Origin of the sequence: Blattabacterium cuenoti (assembly GCF_014251635.1) — a bacterium.
In the GTDB taxonomy this organism is placed as follows: domain Bacteria; phylum Bacteroidota; class Bacteroidia; order Flavobacteriales; family Blattabacteriaceae; genus Blattabacterium; species Blattabacterium cuenoti_S.
Genome location: NZ_CP059194.1, coordinates 71341 through 89884 on the forward strand (window position 1 = coordinate 71341; position 18544 = coordinate 89884).

The 18544-nt window shown below is 25.8% G+C and carries 17 protein-coding genes; 13 read left to right on the forward strand and 4 right to left on the reverse strand.

Annotation, left to right across the window (positions count from 1 at the left end):
• The first annotated feature begins 5 nt into the window (after positions 1–5).
• Genes H0H64_RS00295 through H0H64_RS00320 form a run of 6 tightly spaced genes read left to right on the forward strand, consistent with a single transcriptional unit; the run spans position 6 to position 8156 of the window.
• Positions 6–1325, forward strand: a complete 1320-nt coding sequence (locus H0H64_RS00295; protein ID WP_185857373.1) for a c-type cytochrome — start codon at positions 6–8, stop codon at positions 1323–1325.
• Positions 1326–1332: 7 nt separating this feature from the next.
• The gene (locus H0H64_RS00300) at positions 1333–4341 is read left to right on the forward strand and encodes a 4Fe-4S dicluster domain-containing protein (RefSeq protein WP_238784993.1); all 3009 of its coding nucleotides are present in this window, start codon (positions 1333–1335) and stop codon (positions 4339–4341) included.
• Between the two features lie 36 nt (positions 4342–4377).
• Entirely contained in the window at positions 4378–5748 is a 1371-nt protein-coding gene (nrfD, locus tag H0H64_RS00305) for an NrfD/PsrC family molybdoenzyme membrane anchor subunit (RefSeq protein WP_185857374.1), read from the forward strand.
• Positions 5735–6283: a DUF3341 domain-containing protein gene (locus H0H64_RS00310; protein WP_238784994.1), complete on the forward strand. Its 549-nt coding sequence runs from the start codon at positions 5735–5737 to the stop codon at positions 6281–6283. Before nrfD ends, H0H64_RS00310 begins: the two co-directional genes overlap by 14 nt.
• A 51-nt stretch (positions 6284–6334) precedes the next feature.
• Entirely contained in the window at positions 6335–6946 is a 612-nt protein-coding gene (locus H0H64_RS00315) for a c-type cytochrome (RefSeq protein ID WP_185857375.1), read from the forward strand.
• A 7-nt stretch (positions 6947–6953) separates the two neighbouring features.
• Positions 6954–8156: a hypothetical protein gene (locus H0H64_RS00320; protein ID WP_185857376.1), complete on the forward strand. Its 1203-nt coding sequence runs from the start codon at positions 6954–6956 to the stop codon at positions 8154–8156.
• Between the two features lie 17 nt (positions 8157–8173).
• On the opposite strand, the gene H0H64_RS00325 is transcribed toward H0H64_RS00320, so the two are convergent.
• The 3 genes from H0H64_RS00325 to tsaB all read right to left on the reverse strand — a co-directional run bounded on the left by H0H64_RS00325 (position 8174) and on the right by tsaB (position 11703).
• Positions 8174–8860 (reverse strand): potassium channel family protein, encoded by a 687-nt coding sequence (locus H0H64_RS00325; RefSeq protein WP_185857377.1) that lies wholly within the window; start codon positions 8858–8860, stop codon positions 8174–8176.
• Between the two features lie 19 nt (positions 8861–8879).
• Entirely contained in the window at positions 8880–10628 is a 1749-nt protein-coding gene (locus H0H64_RS00330; RefSeq protein WP_185857378.1) for a TrkH family potassium uptake protein, read from the reverse strand.
• Positions 10629–11061: 433 nt separating this feature from the next.
• Positions 11062–11703: a tRNA (adenosine(37)-N6)-threonylcarbamoyltransferase complex dimerization subunit type 1 TsaB gene (gene tsaB, locus H0H64_RS00335; RefSeq protein ID WP_185857379.1), complete on the reverse strand. Its 642-nt coding sequence runs from the start codon at positions 11701–11703 to the stop codon at positions 11062–11064.
• Between the two features lie 40 nt (positions 11704–11743).
• Here tsaB and nadE point away from each other — a divergent pair, with 40 nt between their 5' ends.
• The 3 genes from nadE (at position 11744) to cysS (ending at position 14818) form a co-directional block, all read left to right on the forward strand.
• Positions 11744–12529, forward strand: a complete 786-nt coding sequence (gene nadE / locus H0H64_RS00340; protein ID WP_185857380.1) for an NAD(+) synthase — start codon at positions 11744–11746, stop codon at positions 12527–12529.
• Between the two features lie 220 nt (positions 12530–12749).
• Positions 12750–13325 carry a GTP cyclohydrolase I FolE gene (gene folE / locus H0H64_RS00345; RefSeq protein ID WP_394798754.1) on the forward strand — a complete coding sequence of 192 codons (576 nt, stop codon included), beginning with the start codon at positions 12750–12752 and terminating at the stop codon, positions 13323–13325.
• A gap of 8 nt (positions 13326–13333) precedes the next feature.
• Positions 13334–14818 carry a cysteine--tRNA ligase gene (gene cysS / locus H0H64_RS00350; protein ID WP_185857382.1) on the forward strand — a complete coding sequence of 495 codons (1485 nt, stop codon included), beginning with the start codon at positions 13334–13336 and terminating at the stop codon, positions 14816–14818.
• A gap of 10 nt (positions 14819–14828) precedes the next feature.
• Here the strand turns inward: cysS and H0H64_RS00355 are convergent, their stop codons facing one another.
• Positions 14829–15974 carry a trans-sulfuration enzyme family protein gene (locus H0H64_RS00355; RefSeq protein WP_185857383.1) on the reverse strand — a complete coding sequence of 382 codons (1146 nt, stop codon included), beginning with the start codon at positions 15972–15974 and terminating at the stop codon, positions 14829–14831.
• A gap of 147 nt (positions 15975–16121) precedes the next feature.
• Here H0H64_RS00355 and atpB point away from each other — a divergent pair, with 147 nt between their 5' ends.
• The 4 genes from atpB to atpH are packed head-to-tail and all read left to right on the forward strand — an operon-like array spanning position 16122 to position 18529.
• The gene (atpB, locus tag H0H64_RS00360; protein WP_185857384.1) at positions 16122–17210 is read left to right on the forward strand and encodes a F0F1 ATP synthase subunit A; all 1089 of its coding nucleotides are present in this window, start codon (positions 16122–16124) and stop codon (positions 17208–17210) included.
• A 12-nt stretch (positions 17211–17222) separates the two neighbouring features.
• Positions 17223–17450 carry an ATP synthase F0 subunit C gene (atpE, locus tag H0H64_RS00365; protein ID WP_185852213.1) on the forward strand — a complete coding sequence of 76 codons (228 nt, stop codon included), beginning with the start codon at positions 17223–17225 and terminating at the stop codon, positions 17448–17450.
• Between the two features lie 12 nt (positions 17451–17462).
• Entirely contained in the window at positions 17463–17951 is a 489-nt protein-coding gene (gene atpF / locus H0H64_RS00370) for a F0F1 ATP synthase subunit B (RefSeq protein WP_185857385.1), read from the forward strand.
• Between the two features lie 11 nt (positions 17952–17962).
• A complete protein-coding gene (gene atpH, locus H0H64_RS00375; protein ID WP_185857386.1) occupies positions 17963–18529 on the forward strand; it encodes an ATP synthase F1 subunit delta in 567 nt (188 codons plus the stop codon).
• The last annotated feature ends 15 nt before the right edge of the window (positions 18530–18544 follow it).

Below are 18544 nucleotides of genomic sequence, written 5' to 3' on the forward strand. Positions count from 1 at the left end.
ATAGTATGAGAAAAATTTCGTTTTTTATTTTCATTTTTTCTTTTTTTTTAATAGGAGTAGGAGAAAAAAAGATAAAAGCTGACAGTATAAAAGGAGACGTAGAAAATGGAACTAAACTTTTTAAAAAAAATTGTACAGCATGCCATTCCATAGATCTAGAAAAAAAAATGATAGGGCCTGCTCTACATGGAGTGACTGAAAAAAGAAATCGTAAATGGTTACACCAATGGATTAAGGATAATAAATCTTTAAGAGAAAGTGGAGATAAAGAAGCTATAGCAATTTATAAGGAATATGGAAATATAGAAATGAATTCATTTCCTCAATTTTCAGAAAAAGAGATAGATGACATATTATCTTTTATAATACAAAATCCAGATTCAAGAAAAGAAAAAGAAAATCATGGGAATAATAATAATAATGATGAAACTAATGAAAAAGAAGAAAAAGAATTTTTAGTGAAATTAATTATTTTCTGTTTTGGTATTTTATCTTTAATTCTACTTTGGGTTTTATATAGAATACAAATTCTAATAAGGTTAATAAATAAAGGAAAAACAGAAGTTTCTATTTTTAGAAAAAAAAATTTTTTAATAAATATTTTATATAAAAAAATATTAGGAGATGACAAGAAAAAATGGTATTTATTTTCTTGTTTTACAGGTTTTTTCTTGTTAGCAGGAATATATGAAAGTTGGAATTTTTTAATGAAAATAGATGTTAATAAGGGTTACAAACCTGAACAACCTATTTACTTTTCTCACAAAATTCATTCTGAAATTAACCAAATTGATTGTCAATATTGTCATTCTTCTGCAAAATATGGGAAAGTTTCTGGTATACCATCAGTTAATGTTTGCATGAATTGTCATATTACTATTCATGAATATAATGGAGATTATTTAGAAAAAGGAAAAAGTAGAAATGAGTATAATCAGGAGATACAAAAAATATATAAGGCAGTAGGATGGAATCCTGAAACCAGAGAATATTCTAAAAAAACTCACCCCATTCAATGGACACGTATTCACAATATGCCAGATTTTGTCTACTTTGATCATTCTCAACATATCATAACAGGAGAAAAAACAATTAAAAAATTAAAAAAAGTAAATTTAGTTTGTAATGCTTGTCATGGAGAAGTTCAGAATATGGATACAGTAGAAATGTCTAATGATTTCACCATGGAATGGTGCATTTCTTGTCATAGACAAGTAGAAATAGACACTAAAAATCAATATTATAAAGAATATTTTCCGAATAAAAAAAAACAAATAACTGTTGATATGATTGGAGGAACGGAATGCGCTAAATGTCATTACTGAAAATAAAATGAAAGCGATTAATAAAATTATTATGAAATCAAATAAAAAGGAAAAAATATTTGAAAATTACAATCCGGTAAAAGATCTTTTTAAAGGAGAAACATCTAGACGTGATTTTCTTAAGTGGTTAGGGTTTGGGACAGCTTCAGTAACTTTAGCCGCTTGCAAAGGGCCAGTAATAAAATCTATTCCTTATGTAGTCAAACCAGATAATATCACTCCAGGAATTCCTAATTATTATGCATCAACTATGATTGATTCTTTTGATGTAGGAAGTGTTTTGGTGAAAACAAGAGAAGGACGACCTATAAAAATAGAACCGAATTCATCTTCTGAACACTTTAATACAACTTCTGCAAGGATACAATCTTCTTTGCTTTCTCTTTATGATGAAGAAAGATTACGAAGCCCTTTTATAAAAGGAAAAAAAAGTTCTTGGAAAGAAATAGATAATTATGTTATCCAACATTTGGAATATTTATCTAAAACGAAAAAAGATATAATTTTTCTTTCTTATTCTTTTCCAAGTTTTTCAACAAAAAAATTGATTCAAGATTTTCAAAAAAAATATTCTTATACTAAATGGATTACTTATGATCCTATTTCATATTCCAAAGCTTTGGATGCTTCAGAAGAAACATTTGGAGTTCGTGGTTTCCCTGTTTTTGATTTAGAAAAATCCGAATTAATAGTTTCATTTGATGCTGATTTTTTGGGGGATTGGAGTCCAGAAAATATGGCTAAATCTTATGTCCTTAACAGGACCCCTAAAAAAAATATGACGCAACATATTCAAATAGAAAGTAATATGACAATAACTGGAGCTAATGCAGATATTCGTTTATCTAAAAAACCTTCTGACATAAAAAAAATGTTGCTTGAAATTTTTCAAAAAATTTTTTTAGGGAAAAAACCTAAGGATGAAAATGCAGAAAAAATAGCTTCATTAATAAATAAAATGGGATCTAAAAGCGTTATTCTTGCAGATGGAGATGAAGAATCTTATGAATTATCTTTTTTAATTAATAAAAAAATTAATAGTCATGCATTACAAAAGAATAAATATCTTTTTTCAAAAGAAAGTAATGATAATGAATTCATAAGTTTTTTGAAAAATTTAGAAAAAGAAAATATTGGAGGTTTATTTATTCACAATGTTAATCCTATTTACAGCCTTCCATTATCCATTTCTGAAAAAGTAAAAAAATTTATAAAAAAAATACCTTTAACAGTTTCTTTTTCTATGAAAAAAGATGAAACAAATGAAATTATGGATGTATTAGCTCCTATTCCTCATTGGTTGGAAAGTTGGGGGGATACTCATCCGGTTACTAATGTTTATACATTAATACAACCCACAATTCAATGCATTTTTAATACAAGACAATTTCAGGATTCTTTAATAATTTGGAGTCAAATAAAAGAAAAAAATTATTACGAATATTTGAAAAAAGCTTGGGAGAGAGATATTATTCCTAAATCTAATGTTTCCTCTTTTAATGAAGCTTTATTTCATGGAGTAGTGAAAATGAGTAACTATAAACCTATTTCAAATAATTGGAATTATTCAAAAGATAACGAAAAAATCAAGAAATATGGAAAAAAACTAATTGACAAAGAAAAAGAAATAGGAAAAAATCTTGAACTTAGATTATACACAAAAATTAGTATGGGAGATGGTCATCAATATAATAATCCTTGGTTGCAAGAGCTTCCGGATCCCATTACGCGTACCACATGGGATAATTATTTGACTATATCATATTCCGATGCAAATAAAATGGAATTGAAAAATTGGAATTCGGGAGATGGATCTTTAAATGGTAACTGTGTAAATTTAATTAAGAATAATAAAACGATAATTCAAAATATTCCTATTTTTATTCAACCTGGACAAGCTGTAGGATCTGTAGGATTAGCTTTTGGCTATGGGCAAAAAAAAGGAAAATTATCTAAACTAGTTAATGGAAAAAATGCTTACAGAGGTTATGAAAATTTTTTCATAGTACAAAATAATATACAAATAAAAAAAGTAGATAAAATACATAAATTTGCTTGTGTGCAGCTGCATCACACAACAGTAGGAAGAAGTTTAGTGAAAGAAACTAATTTGGATACATTTTTAAACAACCCAAAAGAAGTTTGGAATGAAGAAGAAAAAGTTTTAACTCATAAAGGAATGTTTTCTCAAGAAAAAATTTCGATTTGGGATAAAAACCATGAAAATAAAAATGGACATCATTTTAATTTATCCATAGATTTAAATGCCTGTATTGGATGTGGATCTTGTATAATCGCATGTCATTCTGAAAACAACGTACCTGTTGTTGGAAAAGAGGAAATAGAGAAATCTAGAGATATGCATTGGTTACGTATAGATAGGTATTATTTTCCACAAGAAGAAAAAGAAGAAAATGATGAAAATGAAAAAGATATTTATAAGAATCCAAAAGTAATATTTCAACCGATCATGTGTCAACATTGTGATCATGCGCCTTGTGAAACAGTATGTCCTGTTGGAGCGACTTCTCATGGAATACAAGGGCAAAATATGATGGCCTATAATCGTTGTGTAGGAACTCGTTATTGTGCAAATAATTGTCCTTATAAAGTTAGAAGGTTTAATTGGTTTAATTATGCTAATAATCAAAAATTTGATTTTAACATGAATAATACTTTGGGAAAAATGGTTCTAAATCCAGATGTCGTTGTTAGAACTAGAGGAGTTATGGAAAAATGTTCTTTATGCATACAAAGAACGCAATATGCTATAGGCATTGCAAAAAAAGAAAATAGAAAAGTTAAAGACCAAGAATTTGAAACAGCTTGCAGCATTTCTTGTCCAACCAAAGCCATTACTTTTGGAGACGTTAATGATATGAATAGTCTTATTTCTAAAAAAATAAAAAATTCTAGATCTTATAAACTATTAGATTTTATAGGAGTAAGACCTAATGTATCTTATCAATTGAAAATTAGAAATAAAAAGAAAAATGAAATAGAGAAAATGAAATAGAGAAAATGAAATAGAGAAAATGAAATAGAGAAAATTATGTTAAATCATTATGAATCTCCTATAAGAAAACCCCTAATTTTAGGAAAAAAAACATTTGAAAATATCAGCGATGATATATTAAATCCTATAAATAATAAAGCCGGAAATCTGTGGTGGATATCTTTATTTATTTCTATTTTAGCTTTTTTATGGGGATTAGGGTGCATTTTTTATACAATAGGAACAGGGATTGGTGTATGGGGATTAAATAAAACTATTAACTGGGCTTGGGATATTACCAATTTTGTTTGGTGGGTTGGAATCGGTCATGCTGGAACTTTAATTTCAGCTGTTTTGTTATTATTTCGTCAAAAATGGCGTTTGTCTATTAATCGTTCAGCAGAAGCAATGACAATTTTTGCAGTAATCCAAGCAGGATTATTTCCTATTATTCATATGGGAAGACCATGGAATGCTCATTGGGTATTACCTATACCTAATCAATTTGGAACTTTATGGCCAAATTTTAATTCTCCTTTATTATGGGATGTATTTGCTATTAGTACTTATTTTTCTGTTTCTACAGTTTTTTGGTTCATGGGATTAATTCCAGATTTCGCAATGATACGAGATCGGATTTCAGATCCTTTTCAAAAAAAAATATATAGTATTCTGAGTTTTGGATGGGGGGGGACATCAAAAGATTGGCAAAGGTTCGAAGAAGTTTCCTTAATTTTAGCTGGTTTATGCACTCCATTAGTATTCTCTGTACATACCATAGTTTCTTTTGATTTTTCTACTTCTGTTATTAAGGGTTGGCATAGCACAATATTTCCTCCTTATTTTGTGGCAGGAGCTATATTTTCTGGCTTTGCTATGGTACAAACTTTATTAGGCGTAGCAAGAAAAGTTCTTTCTTTGGAAGATTATATTACCAAAAACCATGTTGAATACATGAATATGATTATTTTATTAACAGGAGGAATTGTTTTATTAGCTTATATTTCAGAATTTATTCTTGCTTGGTATTCAGGAAATCCTTTTGAAAAATTCATTTATTTTTCTGTAGAAGCGTCTAAAGGGCCATTTTGGTGGGCTTTTTGGGCTTTGATCATCTGTAATGTTATTATTCCTCAATTTTTATGGATTAAATCTATACGAAGAAGCTTTTTCTGGTCTTATGTTATAGCTATCATCATAAATATTGGAATGTGGTTTGAGAGGTTTGACATTATTGTTTTAAACTTGAGTCATGATTATCTTCCTTCTTCTTGGACAGGTTTTATTCCTTCATTTGTAGATGTTGGAATCTTTATAGGAACTATTGGGCTATTTTTCATGCTTTATTTGTTATACATACGTGTTTTTCCTGTTATTTCACAATCAGAATTAAAAACAATATTGAACCCTGATCATGAGAAAAAATAATGAAATGAATGTGAATGCATATGTATATGTACATGCATTATATAATAATAATAATACGTTGATCAATAGCATAAAAATTATACAGGATCAGAATTATAATATCCATGATGTATATTCTCCTTTTCCTATTCATAATTTAAATAATGTGTTAAAACTAAAAAAAACAAATTTATCTTTTTTATCTTTTATATATGGACTATTGGGTTTTTGCGTAGCTTGTCTATTAACTTGGTATGCTATGATTTGGGATTGGCCTCAAAATATTGGAGGAAAACCCTCTTTTTCTTGGATTAAAAATCTTCCTTCTTTTGTCCCTGTTATATTTGAGTTATCAATTTTTTTTTCTGCACATTTTATGTGTATCACTTATCTTATTCAATGTAGATTATTTCCAGGACGTATGCCAAAAAACCCAGATCCAAGAACGACTGATAACATGTTTCTAGTAGAAATTTATACTGAAAAAAATACAGAAAAATTAGTTGATCTATTAAAAGAAAATGGAGCAATAGAGGTTATGATAAAAAAATGTTAAACTCAATTCAAAAAAAATAAAAATAAAAGATTATAAGTTAAGTGTAGTGCTATGAATAAATATTTTTACGAAATTATTATTATTTTAAACATAATTTTATCAATGTTTTTAGAATCTTGTTGGTTTGATAAAACTAAACCTAATATAGTATATATGCCGGATATGTATTATTCAGAAGCATATGAACCTTATTCAGATCCTTATCCTAGTTACAAAAAAACTAAAAAAATTCAAATTCCTTTCTTTTTAAAAGGAAAAACTTCTTCACTTTTACCAGTGAGAGGAACTGTTTCTAGAAATGAAACATTTTATAATTTAATAAATATTGAAAATAAAGGATTAAATGACTCAAAAAATATAGTTCAAAATCCTCTATATAGCAATGAAAAAAAAGAAATTATAATAAAAAAAGGAAAAAAAATATATGAAATCAATTGCTCTATATGTCACGGTAAAAATGGAGATGGAGAAGGAGAGTTAGTAAAACATGAAAAAATTTTTGGAATTCCTAATTATAAAGATAGAGATCTTACTATTGGAAGTGTTTATTCTGTTGTTACATATGGAAAAAACAATATGAATTCTTATGCTTCACAATTAAATGAAATAGATAGATGGAGAGTATCAGAATATGTTATGTTTCTAAAAAATAAAAATAAATAAAATCAACATGTATCAGTTTTATAAAAAAAAAAAGAAAATTCTTGTTTTTATTATAATAATTGTAGGTTTTATTTTTGTTTTTTTAGATAAAATCTTTCAGGATCATAACCCTTCTTGTACAGTATTATATATTTCCATTTTTTATTTTACTTCTATATCTCTAGGAACATTATTTTTTTTGGGAGTACAAAATATTTCAAAATCAGGTTGGTCCGTAATTATTCATCCTATTATGGAGGAAATTTCTTCTTTTATTCCATATGGCTGTTTTATGATTCTTATTTTTTTGTTATTAAATGCTATGGATATAGTACACATATTTCATTGGATGAATTCCGATTTATATAATCCTATTTCTTTAAAATATGATAAAATTATTGCAAATAAAAAATTATTTTTGAATATTCCGTTTTTTTTGATAAGAAGTACGATTTATGTATTATTATATAGTTTTTTTTATTTAAATATAAAAAAACTATCATATAAATTATATATATCATATTCTTTAAGTGACTATAAAAAATTATATAATAGATCTGTTATTTTTGTTATATTTTTCTCTATCATTTCTATATTTATGATATGGGATTGGATTATGTCTTTAAATCCACATTGGTTCAGTACTTTATTTAGTTGGTATGTTTTGAGTAGTTTTATTATAACGGGAATAAGCACTATCACAATAGTAGCTATTTATCTAAACAATATAGGACATTTTCCCTTATTCAATAAAAATCATTTACATGATCTAAGCAAATATTTATTTTCTGGGAGCTTATTATGGACTTATCTTTGGTTTTCACAATTTTTACTTTATTGGTATGGAAATATTCCAGAAGAAATTATATATTTTATAAAAAGAGAAGAAATTTATAATTCCATTCATTTTTGGATGTTGATTCCTAATTTTTTAATTCCTTTTTTTGGATTAATTAGCAGTAAAAGTAAATCAAATTACAAAATAGTATTTTTAGTATCTTTAATTTTACTCATAGGCCATTACATAGATATATATAATTTAATAGCTCCAGATATTAATAGTGGGGTTGAATTTTGTATATTCGAAATAATAGGTTTTTTATTGATAATAGGGGGGGGGTTTATTTATATTTTATTTTCAAATTTTAATAAAAGAAAATTTGATTCTTCTACTTCTGAAGGAAATCCTTTTTTTCAGGAAAGTAAAAATTATAAGTATCCTTATATGTGAAATACTCATCATAATTACTATTTTTTATCTTTAACAAAATTCATGATAGATTTATTAGATCCAAAAAGAGTTAATATATCTCCTTTTTGTAAAACAGTATCTCCTGTGACTAATCCTATGACTTTTCTTGTAGGAGTTCCTTTGGAAGACGTTGGGTTATTAATATCTCGTATCACGGTAATTAAAGAAACAGAATATTTTTGAGTTAATCTTAAACTTTTAACTGATTTTTCACTAAAAGAATATGGGGAAAAAACTTCTGCTATAGAATGTTTATTATCGACTCTAAAATAATCTAAAGCATAATTAAAAGAGATTTGTTTAGTTAATCGAAATGCGGCATCTTGTTCTGGATGAATCACATCATTAATACCCATTGCTTCTAATATTGTATCATGAATTTTGGACAAAGATCTACTTACGATTCTCAAATTTTTGTATTTTTTTAGTATAGCTGTAGTTACTATTGAAGAGCCTTCGTTTTCTCCAATAGCTACAATTCCTAAATCTGCTTGTTGAATAGGTAATACTTTGTAAGCTGCTTCATTGTTAGCATCCATACATACTACATTTGCTATATGATCTTTTAATAAATCTACTTTTTCCATTTTATGATCTATACCAAATACTTCATGTCCATTATCTGTTAAATTAAGAGCTAAAGATCTTCCAAAATTTCCTAACCCAATAATTATAATTTTCATATATATTTCTTAATCTTAATTAATTGATAAGAATATTTCCTTTAGGATATCTGTAATAATGATGGGAACCAATTTTATTTTTCCTTAATAAACCAATCATAACATTAAAAACTCCTATTCTTCCTAATAACATTAAAAGTATTAAAACTAATTTACTTCCATTTGACAAACTAGAAGTGATCCCTAAAGATAATCCTGCTGTAGAAAAAGCGGAAAAAACTTCAAAAGAAATAGATAAAATATCTTCTTTTGGATCCATGAAAATTATCAATAAAATGCTCATGTATATAACTATTATAGATAACATAATAATTGAAAAAGACAATCTAATAGATTCCTGAGAGATTTCTTTTCTTTGAATTTCTAATCTATTTTTTCCTCTAGACAAAGAAATGATATTCATCAACGCTAATGCAAAAGTACTTGTTTTTATTCCACCTCCAGTAGAAGCTGGAGAAGCACCTATCCACATTAATAACATAGTAAAAAAAATAGTAACTGGGCTTAAAAGACTCATATTTAACACATGAAATCCAGCTGTTCTAGATGTAGCTGAAGAAAAAAACGAAACAATCCATTTTCCATGAAAAGAAGAATGTTCTGAAAGAGAACAATGATATTCACTTACATAATAAAAAATTGTTCCAAAAAAAAGCAAAAAAGAAGTTGTTAATATAACAACTTGTGTATTTAAAGTTACTACATGTGCAGGACGCCTAAAACCTTCATCTTTAAAAATTTTTAAAAAATATTTTTTTACAGTTAACCATACATATGAAAAAAAATTGAATAAAATGTTAAAACCTATTCCACCTAATATTAATAAAAAAGCAATAATTAATTGAAATATATAATTAAATCTTACAGATTGTGAATATAGTCCTTGACTCAAGGTAGAAAATCCACTATTACAAAAAGCAGATATAGAATGAAAAATAGAAAAAAACAAAATACTATCAGATTCTATTGTATTTTTATTTTTAATAGAAAAATAAATTAATAAAGTACCAATAAATTCCACTGTTAGAGTAAACATAACTACTTTAACAGCTAAGCTAAGAACGTTACTCGTTGTTTTTGTATTTAAAAAATTACTAACAAAAATAGCTTCCTTAAAAGAAAATCCATCTCTAAAAAAGTAACTAAAAAAAGAAGTTATAGTTAAAATACCTAAACCTCCTAATTCTATTAATATAAGTATAAATATTTTTCCTAAATATGTAAAATCTTTAGCTGTATCTAATACTACTAGCCCCGTCACACATACAGCACTAGTAGAAGTAAATAAAGCATCTATAAATGATATTTTTTTTACTGTAGATGCAGGAAGCATTAATAAAATAGATCCTAAAAAAGATAAAAAAACAAAACTTATAATGAATATAAAAGCAGGATTATGAATTTTAACGTATACTATTCGCATAAAATAAGTGACACGAATTAGTATATATAAAATTAAACTAATAAGCGTGGATATTTTTATATCTGCAGTTATCCTTCCATTATAAAAGAATGAAATTTTTACAAAAGAAAAAATAAGAGAAAGCGTCAATATCAAAAAGGATAAAAAAATCATAGACCTATAACCTTTTTCGATCCTTTTATCAAAAAGAATAAAAAAATGTAAAATACTTATTATTAATACAATACCTAAAAGAATTTCTACATTAAAAAATCGAAAGGTTTTCCATCCTAAAGATAGAATTATATAAATAAATATAATTGGAGTAAACATATCCAAAAAATTTTGGAATCTAATTTGGATCATGATTTTCTATGAAATACTTTTTTATTTTTTATAATATGTTTATTTCTCTTTCTTTGTTCTTTGATAAAATTTTTTCAGTACATTGAAATATAAATTATATCATGCTTTCCCCATTCTATCTAAATTCAGTAACATTCTGGTAAAATAAACAATTTTATTTTGAATCACAGCATATGCTACTATAATACTTCATGTCATACACACGCACTTACACGACGTTTCTTACACTTACTTTACTTTAAATAAAAAATTAACGTAAAATAATGGCTTTTTATTGTATTGAAACTATACTTACTACGCTAGTAAATCGTAAGAATTTTATTAGGGGAACAGGGGTTTCTTTAAATTTAAAAAAAGTACATTGTTTTTTGTTCAATAATAAATAGTGAATAAACTATTTATTATTCATAGTTTTTTAAAAAAATTATGTATTTCATAAATAAAAAGGAACAAATTTTTCTACATTATTGAATTTTTTTTTACAAAATTTTTTGTAAGAAATGAGAGACATATCCATTGCAGATGGCATTTTATATGAACATTCATTTTTATTTACAAGAAAAAATAATTTCTTATATATGAGAGGGTAATTTCCAATAAAATAGACTTTTTCATTTTTTGAAAAATGTTTAAAAAAATCATCATCCAATTTTTTTATCCTGATAGGGCTCAATCTTTCTTTTGATTCATTAAATAATGATGTATAGAAAAAATCAGATTTAGCATGTATCATGGGAATCAAAAATCCTTTTTTTATGTTTATTTTATAACTCATAATTGTCAATGTATCTATAGATAACAAAGGAATATCTAAAGCACAACATAAACCTCTAGCAGCGGATGCTCCTATTCTCAAAGAAGTATAAGACCCCGGCCCTTTGCTAACACAGATAGACTTTAAATCCTGAAAATGAATTCCGGAAATATTTATAACGTACTGTATAAATGTATGTAATTTTTCTGAGTGAAAATATTTTTCCGAACATTCTTCTACAGAAGCTAAACATATTCCGTTTTTAGCAATACTGACTGAACAATTTTTAGTAGAAGTTTCTATATTTAGTATTAAAGACATATTAAAATGTTTATAATGGTATTCAAACTAAAATAAAATAATGAAAGAAAAAAAAGTAATTAGACATATTGTTTCCTGGTTGAAAGAATATATTCAAAAATCTAAATCTAATGGCTTTATTCTTGGAATATCTGGAGGAATAGATTCTTCAGTAGTATCTTATTTAGTGTCTATGACTAAGTTTCCTACTATCATATTAGAAATGCCTATTATGGAAAATAGAAAAAATATTTTGTCTATAAAACATGCAAATTTTTTGAAAAAAAAATTTTCAAACGTTCATTATCTTGAAAAAGATTTGTCTGCTTTATTTACAACCTTTTGTCATATAACTCATGACGTTAAAAATTCTAAACTTTCTTTAGCGTTAGCTAATGTAAAATCCCGTATTCGTATGTTGACTTTATATTATTATGCTAATATTAAAAATTATCTTGTTGTTGGAACTGGAAATAAAGTGGAAGATTTTGGAGTGGGTTTTTTTACAAAATATGGAGATGGAGGTGTAGATTTACATCCTATAGCTGATTTGACTAAAAGTGAAGTACGTTTTTTAGCTAAAAAATTAAATATTATTGATGAAATTCAAAAAGCAAAGCCAACGGATGGACTTTGGGATGATCATAGATCGGATGAAGATCAATTAGGAGCTACTTATGAGGAACTAGAATGGGCAATGAAAATGGAAATTATGAAAAAAAAAGATGATACTTTATCCGATATAGAATACAAAATTTTAAAAAAATATCAAATTTTACATCAAAAAAATATACATAAGATGATTCCTATTCCTATATGTAAAATTCCTGATGATATTAAAAAATGAAAATTTTGTTATTTATTTGTATATATATAAATCAATGTAAAATAAAATAGATTATAACAGAATCGTTTTCGTAATTTTGTTTTTCATGGATTAAGTTTATGCTATGATGGAAGAAAAACATAAAAAAATTTTAAAAAAAGAAAAATTTACTCAAAAATCTAATTCTATTTTTAATCATTCAATTAATACAGATACAACTTTACAAAATAATGTTTTGTTTATGACTGATGAAGAAAAGATTGAAAAAATAAAAAAACATTTTTTTCAAATTATGAAAATTTTAGGTTTAGATATGAATGATGATAGTTTGCGTAAAACTCCTAAACGAGTAGCAAAAATGTTTATACAAGAAATATTTAGTGGTCTTAACCCAAAGAATATCCCTGATTTTTCTATTTTCGAGAATAAATATAAATATAATCAAATGTTAATAGAAAAAAATATAACAGTTTACTCCACTTGTGAACATCATTTTCTTCCTATTGTAGGAAAAGCTCATGTAGGTTATATTTCTAATGGAAAAGTTGTAGGCCTTTCTAAAATTAATAGAATTGTAAATTTTTATGCAAAAAGACCACAAGTTCAAGAACGTTTAACTATGCAAATTGTTCAATCTTTACAAGATATGCTAGAAACACAAGATGTTGCTTGTGTTATAGAAGCAAAACATTTATGTGTAAATTCTCGTGGAATTAGAGATACTGACAGTAAGACTATAACTACTGAGTTAATAGGATCTTTTAAAAAGAATTCAGAGATTCGGAAAGAATTTTTGCATTATATTGGAATTTCTTAAATGAAAAAATGAAGGAAAAAAATTTTCTAGAAAAAAATCGAAATCATCTAAAAATATATAATTCTTTAACAGGAAAAAAAGAATTTTTTCAGCCTATTCATAAGGAATATGTAGGAATTTATGTATGTGGTCCTACAGTTTATAATCACTTACATTTGGGAAATTGTAGAACTTTTATATCATTTGACATTGTTTTTCGTTATTTAAAACATTTGGGATATAAAGTTCGTTATGTAAGAAATATTACTGATGTTGGACATTTAGAAAATGAAAACCACGATGTAGAAGATAAAATTTCTAAAAAATCTCGTATAGAAAAACTTGAACCTATGGAAATAGTTCAAAAATACACTCTTTCATTTCATAATTTATTGAACGTTTTAAATGTATTACCTCCAAGTATAGAACCTACAGCAACAGGTCATATTATAGAACAAATAGATATGATTCAAGAATTAATTGCCAAAAAATTAGCATACGAAATAAATGGATCTGTATATTTCGATTTAAAAGAATATAGAAAATTATATCCTTATGGTGTGATTAGTAAAAATAAAATTGATGAACTTTCTCATAATAAATTAAAATTTTTAGAAGAAAAACGTGGATATCAGGATTTTTCTCTTTGGAAAAAAGCTTATGATAGTCATATTATGAATTGGAATTCTCCATGGGGAAAAGGATTTCCAGGGTGGCATATAGAATGCACTACTATGAGTACAAAATATTTAGGAGAGACTTTTGATATTCATGGTGGAGGAATAGATCTAAAATTTCCTCATCATGAATGCGAGTTAGCACAAGCGATAGGAGTTTATAATCAAAGTAATTTTGCACATTATTGGATGCATACTAATATGCTAACTTTAAATGGGAATAAAATGAGCAAATCTACAGGAAATTTTCTGGAGTTAAAAGATATTATTCACGATAAAATTTGTGGAAAAACCTTTTTTCCTAGTATTTTTAGATTTTACATTCTGCAATCTCATTATAGAAATGTTATAAATTTTTCCAGTAAAGGGCTTATGGATGCTGAAAAAGTATATTATCGAATAATGAAAGCAATAGAGATGTTAAAAAATTTTGAACCTAAAACATCCAAAAAAACATTAAAAAATCACAATATTTTTAATATTCATCATTGGATAAATAATTGTTATCAAGCGATTAATGATGATTTTAATCTTCCTTTATTAATTACTTATTTATTTCAAGCTTCTATGCATATTATTAATAATTCTCTTCATGATATAGATATATATTATGTTAATTTATTAAAAAAATATATGATTTATTTTGTTTTTGATATTTTAGGAATTCAAGAAATCAATCATGATGAAGAAAATTCTAAAAATTTTAAAATACTTGTAGAGAGATTAATCAAACTTCGTATAGAGATAAGAAAAGAAAGAAATTGGATAATTTCAGATAAAATTAGACAAGAGCTCTCTTACATAGGTATTTCATTACATGATGAAAAAACGTTTTAACACACTTATTTTATTTTAAGGCTTGATCAAGATCCTCTATAAGATCTTCTACGTTTTCTATACCAATAGATAAACGAATAAGGGAATCTTGTATTCCTGCATTAATTCTGACTTCTAATGGTGTAGATTTGTGAGTCATAGTAGCTGGATGACAAATCAGACTTTTTGTTCCGCCTAAACTTTCTGCTAACTTAAATACTTTAGTGGAAGTTACTACTTTTTTTGCTGATTCTATTGTATTTTTTTTAAGACTAAAAGAAACAATTCCTCCAAAATATCGTTGTTGTTTTACTGCAATAAAATGATTTTTATGATGGGATAATCCAGGATAATAAACTTTATCTATTTCAGAATTCTTTTCATTTTTTAAAAAAGAAGCGATTTGAAATGCATTTTGAGATTGTTTTTTTATACGTAAATATAATGTTTGGCTTCCTCTTATAGTTAACCAACAATCAATAGGTGATAAAACCCCTCCAGTTGTGTTTTGAATGTATTTCAATTTTTCATATAAATCTGTATTTTTTACAGTAACTAATCCAGCTAGCACATCTGAATGTCCTGCTAAATATTTTGTAGCACTATGAACTACTATATCGGATCCTAATTTCAAAGGATTTTGAATAGCAGGAGAAGCAAAAGTATTATCTACAACAACTAAAATAGTTGGATTTTTCTTTTTAGATTGCTTACTAATAAATTCTATATCGGATATTTTTAACGTAGGATTGGTAGGGGATTCCAGCCAAACTAATTTTGTACTATCAGAAATAGCAGAAATAGTTTTTTCTGCATCTGTTGTATCCACAAATTTAGTATTAATTCCTAATTTTTTATACAAATTTAGTAAACGAAATGTTCCTCCATAAATATCATCTACAGCTACTATTTCGTCTCCACATTTTAGCAATTTTAAAACAGCATCCACAGATGCTAATCCAGAAGAAAATGCTAAACTAGCACAACCATATTCCAAATTAGTTATTAAGTTTTCTAATATTTTTCTTGTAGGATTATTGGTTCTAGTATAATCAAATCCTTTATGAACACCAGGAGCTTCCTGTACGTAAGTAGAAGTTTGATATATTGGTGTAGATATTGCTCCCGTAAGAGGATCAGATAAAATGTTTTGAATAAGCTTTGTTTCTTCCTTCATCGTCATAGTTAGTTATGAAATTTCATTATTGTATGCAAATGTACTAAAAATGAAAATACAATTTTTGAAAAAAAATTTTTTTCTATAAAAACAATATTTTTTTTGGAAAAAATATAAATTTGTCTCCTATTTTTCGATTTTCAGTAAATGATTTCAAAAAAGATAATATATTTATTATTCTTTTTTTTATTTTTATTTTTTGAATCTTCTGCTTCTAATTCTAATCAAAATCAAAAAAAGAATGAAAAAAATGAAAATAAAAATCAAGAAAATATAGCTAATATTATTTTGGATCATGTAAGTGATTCTCATGAATGGCATGTTGCAGGGACTCACAATCGGGGAATTATTTTTTCTTTACCAGTTATTTTATGGAATAATGGATTAGAAATTTTTTCTTCCTCTACATTTTCATCTCATAATGTGGTAAAAGGAAAATATGGGTATTATAAGATGTTTCGAGGAAAAATATATAAGACTAATTATCTTGGATTGTTATATATAAATCCAAAAGGAATTCCAAAAAATGATAAACCTTGGGATTTTTCTGTTACAAAAAATGTGGTATCCATTTTTATATCCTCTTTTTTGTTGTCTTATATTTTTATAAGAATGAAACGTAGTTATACTAATTATCAAACTAAATGGAGTTTAGGTATTTTTTTAGAATTCTTAATTTTATTTATACGGGATGAAATTGCAATTCCTAATATTGGAAATAAAAAATATAAAATATTTTTCCCTTTTTTGTTAACATCCTTTTTTTTTATATTAATTAACAATTTATTAGGTCTTATTCCAGGGTTTTCAAATGTTACAGGAAACATTAACATTACATTAATGTTAGCAGTTATGACTTTTATTGTGAGTAATACAAATGCAAATTTAAGTTATTGGAAACATATTTTTTGGATGCCAGGAATTCCAATGGGAATTAGATTGTTATTAGCGCCTATCGAATTTATTGGAATTTTTATCCGTCCATTAACTTTATGTATTCGGTTGTTTGCTAATATTACTGCTGGACATATAATTATTTTAAGTTTTATTTGTCTCATTTTTATTTTCAAAAGTTTTTTCATCGCTGGTTTTTCCATAATTTTTGGTTTTTTTATTTCTATGTTAGAAATTATGGTGGCCTTTTTACAAGCTTTTATTTTTACAACTTTGTCTGCCTTACTTATAGGAATGTCTGTTAAAAATTATGACCATGATCATGATAATGAAACGCATTAAAAATTAAATAATATGGATATAGATTTAACTTACTCAGGTTTAGCGGCTTTAGGGGCCGGTCTTGCTGTAATAGGAGCAGGATTAGGAATTGGAAAAATTGGAAGTTCTGCAATGGATGCAATTGCTAGACAACCTGAAGCTTCGAATAAAATACAGAATGCTATGATTGTAGCAGCTGCATTAATTGAAGGAGCAGCATTATTCGGAATAGTCACTACATTATTAGCTGTGTTTAAATAAAAAAAAATACCAATGGATTTAGTAACTCCTTCTATTGGACTAATTGTTTGGCATACTATAATATTTATAATACTCATGCTTTTCCTTTCAAAATTCGCTTGGAAGCCAATAATGAATTTTATAGACCAAAGAGAGGAAGAAATTAAAATATCTATTGAAAAAGCTGATCAAATGAAAAAAGAATTAAAACATATAGAAGATAAAAAAAATAGAATTTTAAAGAAAACCCATGAGAAAAGAGACATGATCTTAAAAGAAGCTATTCAAATCGGAGAAAAAATAAAATTAAAAGCTAAAGAAGAAGGAATGATAGAAAAAAGAAGAATTATAGAAGAAACAAAAAAAAATATTCAAATAGAAAAAGAAGTTGAACTTTATAAGTTAAAAAATAAAATAGGAGATATTTCTATTCGTATATCCGAAAAAATATTAAAAAAAGAGTTAGATCAAGTAGATAAACAAGATGAATTTATAAAAAAATTAGTAGATAAATTGTACTAATTTTAGTAAAAATGTTTTCAAATAAAAAAATCATTCAACATTACGCTAGAGTTTTTTTTGAGTATTCTATTACTCATATTCATAATAGTGAAATCTTTTATCTTAAAATTAAGAAAACATCTTCTTTATTAAAAGAAAATATAGATTTATATAAGATTATTCATACTTCTTTATTAAAGAAAGAAAAAAAAATAGAAATTTTCAAAAAAATACTTTATAATTTTGATGTTTTTCTTTTTCAATTTGTTAAACTATTAATTCTAAGAAAAAGAGAATCTCTTTTAGAAAAAATTTTTATAGAATATCAGAAAATATACGAAGAAGAGAAAAAAGGATTAATAAAATCTATTGTTATCTCTGCTTATCCTTTGAATAAGGAGATGCAAGAAATAATTGCACATAAAATAACAACTAATTGTCATAAAAAATATGAAAATAAAAATAAAAAAAAATTTCATATCATTAATAAAATTGATAAATCTATTATTGGGGGGTTTATATTTCGTATAGGATATAAAGAATGGAATTTTAGCGTTCAAAAACAATTGTTACATCTTATAAAAATATTTCATAAATAATTAATAAAAAATAAA

What these genes read in the sequence shown, in the direction of transcription:
- H0H64_RS00315 (WP_185857375.1), top strand. Translation starts at nt 6,335, where the DNA reads ATGAATAAATATTTTTACGAAATTATTATTATTTTAAACATAATTTTA.
- cysS (WP_185857382.1), top strand. Translation starts at nt 13,334, where the DNA reads ATGAAGGAAAAAAATTTTCTAGAAAAAAATCGAAATCATCTAAAAATA.
- atpF (WP_185857385.1), top strand. Translation starts at nt 17,463, where the DNA reads ATGGATTTAGTAACTCCTTCTATTGGACTAATTGTTTGGCATACTATA.
- H0H64_RS00310 (WP_238784994.1), top strand. Translation starts at nt 5,735, where the DNA reads ATGAGAAAAAATAATGAAATGAATGTGAATGCATATGTATATGTACAT.
- atpE (WP_185852213.1), top strand. Translation starts at nt 17,223, where the DNA reads ATGGATATAGATTTAACTTACTCAGGTTTAGCGGCTTTAGGGGCCGGT.
- H0H64_RS00325 (WP_185857377.1), bottom strand. Translation starts at nt 8,860, where the DNA reads ATGAAAATTATAATTATTGGGTTAGGAAATTTTGGAAGATCTTTAGCT.
- atpB (WP_185857384.1), top strand. Translation starts at nt 16,122, where the DNA reads ATGATTTCAAAAAAGATAATATATTTATTATTCTTTTTTTTATTTTTA.
- H0H64_RS00330 (WP_185857378.1), bottom strand. Translation starts at nt 10,628, where the DNA reads ATGATCCAAATTAGATTCCAAAATTTTTTGGATATGTTTACTCCAATT.
- H0H64_RS00320 (WP_185857376.1), top strand. Translation starts at nt 6,954, where the DNA reads ATGTATCAGTTTTATAAAAAAAAAAAGAAAATTCTTGTTTTTATTATA.
- tsaB (WP_185857379.1), bottom strand. Translation starts at nt 11,703, where the DNA reads ATGTCTTTAATACTAAATATAGAAACTTCTACTAAAAATTGTTCAGTC.
- atpH (WP_185857386.1), top strand. Translation starts at nt 17,963, where the DNA reads ATGTTTTCAAATAAAAAAATCATTCAACATTACGCTAGAGTTTTTTTT.
- nadE (WP_185857380.1), top strand. Translation starts at nt 11,744, where the DNA reads ATGAAAGAAAAAAAAGTAATTAGACATATTGTTTCCTGGTTGAAAGAA.
- H0H64_RS00295 (WP_185857373.1), top strand. Translation starts at nt 6, where the DNA reads ATGAGAAAAATTTCGTTTTTTATTTTCATTTTTTCTTTTTTTTTAATA.
- folE (WP_394798754.1), top strand. Translation starts at nt 12,750, where the DNA reads ATGACTGATGAAGAAAAGATTGAAAAAATAAAAAAACATTTTTTTCAA.
- nrfD (WP_185857374.1), top strand. Translation starts at nt 4,378, where the DNA reads ATGTTAAATCATTATGAATCTCCTATAAGAAAACCCCTAATTTTAGGA.
- H0H64_RS00300 (WP_238784993.1), top strand. Translation starts at nt 1,333, where the DNA reads ATGAAAGCGATTAATAAAATTATTATGAAATCAAATAAAAAGGAAAAA.
- H0H64_RS00355 (WP_185857383.1), bottom strand. Translation starts at nt 15,974, where the DNA reads ATGAAGGAAGAAACAAAGCTTATTCAAAACATTTTATCTGATCCTCTT.